This window comes from Bartonella sp. AS69XJJH, assembly GCF_042195585.1.
In the GTDB taxonomy this organism is placed as follows: Bacteria; Pseudomonadota; Alphaproteobacteria; order Rhizobiales; family Rhizobiaceae; genus Bartonella.
The window spans coordinates 41,507-45,233 of sequence record NZ_JBHIOO010000004.1 but is presented as its reverse complement, the minus strand read 5'-3'; the positions used below and the strand labels follow the sequence as shown (position 1 = coordinate 45,233).

General features: G+C 40.5%; 6 protein-coding genes. 2 read left to right on the top strand and 4 right to left on the bottom strand.

Annotation, left to right across the window (positions count from 1 at the left end; all coding sequences use genetic code 11):
- Nucleotides 1-203 (top strand): hypothetical protein (locus ACFIK6_RS03000; protein ID WP_375677349.1); only part of this gene is annotated, 203 nt, incomplete at its 5' end.
- Nucleotides 204-345: 142 nt separating this feature from the next.
- Here the strand turns inward: ACFIK6_RS03000 and ACFIK6_RS02995 are convergent.
- Nucleotides 346-471: a hypothetical protein gene (locus tag ACFIK6_RS02995; protein ID WP_375677348.1), complete on the bottom strand. Its 126-nt coding sequence runs from the start codon at nt 469-471 to the stop codon at nt 346-348.
- 372 nt (nt 472-843) lie between these two features.
- Here ACFIK6_RS02995 and ACFIK6_RS02990 point away from each other — a divergent pair, with 372 nt between their 5' ends.
- Nucleotides 844-1,155: a hypothetical protein gene (locus ACFIK6_RS02990; protein WP_375677347.1), complete on the top strand. Its 312-nt coding sequence runs from the start codon at nt 844-846 to the stop codon at nt 1,153-1,155.
- 309 nt (nt 1,156-1,464) lie between these two features.
- Here the strand turns inward: ACFIK6_RS02990 and ACFIK6_RS02985 are convergent, their stop codons facing one another.
- The 3 genes from ACFIK6_RS02985 to ACFIK6_RS02975 all read right to left on the bottom strand — a co-directional run bounded on the left by ACFIK6_RS02985 (nt 1,465) and on the right by ACFIK6_RS02975 (nt 3,639).
- Nucleotides 1,465-1,617 (bottom strand): hypothetical protein, encoded by a 153-nt coding sequence (locus tag ACFIK6_RS02985; RefSeq protein WP_375641725.1) that lies wholly within the window; start codon nt 1,615-1,617, stop codon nt 1,465-1,467.
- A gap of 421 nt (nt 1,618-2,038) precedes the next feature.
- Nucleotides 2,039-2,401: a hypothetical protein gene (locus ACFIK6_RS02980; RefSeq protein WP_375677346.1), complete on the bottom strand. Its 363-nt coding sequence runs from the start codon at nt 2,399-2,401 to the stop codon at nt 2,039-2,041.
- Between the two features lie 89 nt (nt 2,402-2,490).
- Nucleotides 2,491-3,639, bottom strand: coding sequence for a DUF6990 domain-containing protein (locus ACFIK6_RS02975; RefSeq protein WP_375641723.1), 1,149 nt, complete (start codon nt 3,637-3,639; stop codon nt 2,491-2,493).
- Nucleotides 3,640-3,727 lie beyond the last annotated feature (88 nt).

Below are 3,727 nucleotides of genomic sequence, written 5' to 3'. Positions count from 1 at the left end.
CCCTCCATTCCCCCATTCCAATTTTGACGCATTTTACAATCCAGCCCCTCCATTGGCACCCTCTTCACCTCCACCGCCCCAAAAACCTCACGCCTCTTCACCAACCACAAATCCCAGCCATTACAGTTCCACGTTTTTACGATTTTGCAAATTCACAGAAAATCAGCAAACGTCCAATAAACAGCCCCATTGAAACCTATTAATTGTCATCAGCTCTTTTCAAACAGAGAGCAGCGTAAAATGAGAAAAATAATCTATGCCCTTCTCCCAAGCTGTGAAGCAATGGCATGATCTAAAACTCACACCTCCCCCATGACATGAGCACCACACTGCGCTTTATTTTCCTTATCTTTTCAACGCCATTCCACACACACTTCCCTTTTCACCCAAACGCCCCCTATTCCAGCGCATTTCACAATCCAGCCCCTCCATTGGCGCCCTCTTCACCCCAACCGCGCCCAAAACCCTCACAGCTTTTCACCAATCATACATCTCAGCCATTACAGTTCCACGTTTTTACGATTTTGAAAATTCACAGAAAACCAGCAAACTTCCAATAAACAGCCCCATTGAAATCTATCACAAACCTATCACTGACCTATCACCAGCCTATTACTTGCCTATTAATGAGCATCAGCCCTTTTCACCCAACACCCTCCATTCCCCCATTCCAATTTTGACGCATTTTACAATCCAGCCCCTCCATTGGCACCCTCTTTACCCCAAGCACCTCAAAACCCTCACGGCTTTTCACCAATCACACATCTCAGCCTTTTACAGTTCCACGTTTTTACGATTTTGCAAATTCACAGAAAACAAGCAAACTTCCCATAAACAGCCCCATTGAAATCTATCACTGACCTATCACCAGCCTATTACTTGCCTATTAATGAGCATCAGCCCTTTTCACCAAACGCCCTCCATTCCCCCATTCCAATTTTGACGCATTTTACAATCCAGCCCCTCCATTGGCACCCTCTTCACCTCCACCGCCCCAAAACCCTCACGCCTCTTCACCAACCACAAATCCCAGCAATTACAGTTCCACGTTTTTACGATTTTGCAAATTCACAGAAAACAAGCAAACTTCCAATAAACAGCCCCATTGAAACCTATTACTTGCCACCAGCTCTTTTCAAACAGAGAGCAGCGTAAAATGAGAAAAATAATCTATACCTTCATCCCAAGCTTTGAAGTAATGGCATGATCTAAAACTCATACCTCCCTCCATGACATGAAGGCTACACACGCTTTTTCAGCGCTGCATTTAATTGTTTCGTAACCTTGTAATACGATATCAAACGTTTGATAAAAGAAATATACAGTGCCACAATGGGTATTGTTAAGAACAAATCAAAAACACCCCCCAGCAGAATGATCAAAACCACCGTCCAAGCTACTGCTATTTCGTAATGCATTTTATCCCCTTCTCTTTATAAATTGATTTGTTTAGTATAAATTGATTTATTGGGTTGCTTCAGTCACTTCTTCCAATTGCTGAATTTTCTTTTTCAACCGAGAGGTTAAAATTTCACGAAGGATCACAACAATAGGAATCGTTGCAAAAATAAATACCGATAAAAAAAACCAGAGAAACAAGAGAGTGATAATATACATAAATCTCTCCTCATCTATCTCAGCAGCTATCCCTTTAGAGCAAATCACATAGACATAAGCTTTGAAAAACATAATGATGAAAGAGAGGCATGCGTGGATAATATAATCTTTGCGTGAAAAAGCGAGCCATTTTTTTAACGAATGGGAACTTATTTTTGTGTTCAGTACTAAGTTTTTCGGCACTCTCTCTTTCTCTTTTCCGCTTTTTTCAAAGAAACAAAAATGCTGCGGCTGTTCTTTCATCAAACGTCTTTGTTTCTTCACTCTGTAATAGAGCCTCAAACGCTTGATTAAAGAATAATAAGGCGCCACAATAATCATATTCACAAAAATGGCAAAAACTGTAACTGCATTTAGAAGAAAACATCCAACCAGCAGAAACAACATAAAAACCGCGAACTCATCCCTCATAGCTATAGTCTCATTGATTAATCTCTTGCTGCTTTGTTTCTTCTTTTATTTTTTCCAATTTGCGCTCTTTAAAATGATAAAGCCCCCAAAGGATCGGAAGAGGAGTGAGAAGACAAAACCAAATCAACACTGGTAAGAGAAAAATAAGAGAACCAATCCCTTCCCATTTTATCCATTGCAACGGCTGTACCAGAGATTTTGCACCTGCAGGAACTTCTAAAGCCATCATGATAAGGCATGTGCAAAACATGATGAAAAAGGAACGCCCTATTATTTTACAACTTTCCACCCCTTTACGACTTTCCACTGAAGACATCGTCAATTTTTTGAATGAAAAGAAAGACTCTCCAAATGTCGCATTTTTCTCCTGCATTGATCCCCTCTGTTTTTACACTTCGCGCTTTTTACGCTCTATTTTTAGGTTTAAGCTCTTTTTAATGTATCTAAACGCTTTATTTTTTCTCAATAATTTTTTTCCTCAACCCTAATTTCTACATCCATATATTCTAACTCCCCATCCTTTATGTAAAGAATATGAGGACGATAATTTTTTCCATCAACCTTACAAATCGCGTCCTTTTCGTAAACGAAATATCCCTGTTGCCTTAATTCTTGTCTTTTTTCCTCGATCAAATTTTCGTAAGAATGTCTTCTTCTATTGCACAAATTGGGATCTTTAGCTCTAAAATATTCATAACTTTCCACCTCCATGGAAAAATCCTTTGCCGCCTGTTGAAGCAAATCATAACTGGGTTGCTTTGTTTTTTCTACCGCTTGAGCGATTATCATCGCGCGTTCCAGATGCTCCTCTTCGATGCTTGTCTCAAAGCCAAGTCTCTCACCTTCCATAAAGCTTTTGTGATAAGCGTTTAAGGTTTCAACATCACCCAACAATGCCAGAGCTGCAAGATAGCGCAGCGAATAAGAAGCCAACTGAGGGGCCACAACTTTGTTTTCCCAAGGCAGGATTCTATATTGAGAGCGAAGCATATTGCCAAGATCAACCTCTGTCATTGCCTTTTCTAAAGCTTTCTCGAGTGCACGGCGTAAACGTCGGGCACTTACCTTTTCTTCAAAAATTTCCAACCCCTTCACATTAAAACTCAATTCGAGAGCAATCAAGCCTCCAGAATTATAAGGGTCTATCGTTTGGCAAACCGCCGCATGGATACCAGAAACCACCGCAATTGCACAATCAAATCGCGGATACCCCTTCTCAGCATTATAAAGAAACTGCACTTCGCGATCTGGTAAATAATAGGTGGCCAAATGATCCCCTTTTCCTTCAATTTCCACCTTCCACCCCAAACTTTTTAACAGCACCGTTGCACTTTCCATCGTTAAGATTTCCTCATCAGAAAGAGAAAAAGCTTTTTCATCAGATAACGGCTTAATCATCGGCATTTCCCCAAGCTGCTCAAAAGAAACAGATTGTTCAAGCACGCGGTTTAATTCTTTTGACACTTGGCAATACAGTCTCACCCGCTTGAAAGTAGAATAATACAATGCCCAAATGAACATCGTGACCACAGCAGAAAGCAGCGTGAAAAGCGTCAAGCCCACACCCCATGAGAATACAACAATAATATCCATCATTTTAATATCTATCATTTTCTGCCCTCCCTTCACGCGCTGTTTTGTTGAGAAGCGGTTTTTCTTCGCTTCCAGATTTCTTGATCCAACTTATCGATCTTTTTTT

Coding starts and splice junctions, on each gene's coding strand:
- ACFIK6_RS02985 (WP_375641725.1), bottom strand. CDS start 1,617: ATGTATATTATCACTCTCTTGTTTCTCTGGTTTTTTTTATCGGTATTT.
- ACFIK6_RS02980 (WP_375677346.1), bottom strand. CDS start 2,401: ATGCAGGAGAAAAATGCGACATTTGGAGAGTCTTTCTTTTCATTCAAA.
- ACFIK6_RS02975 (WP_375641723.1), bottom strand. CDS start 3,639: ATGATAGATATTAAAATGATGGATATTATTGTTGTATTCTCATGGGGT.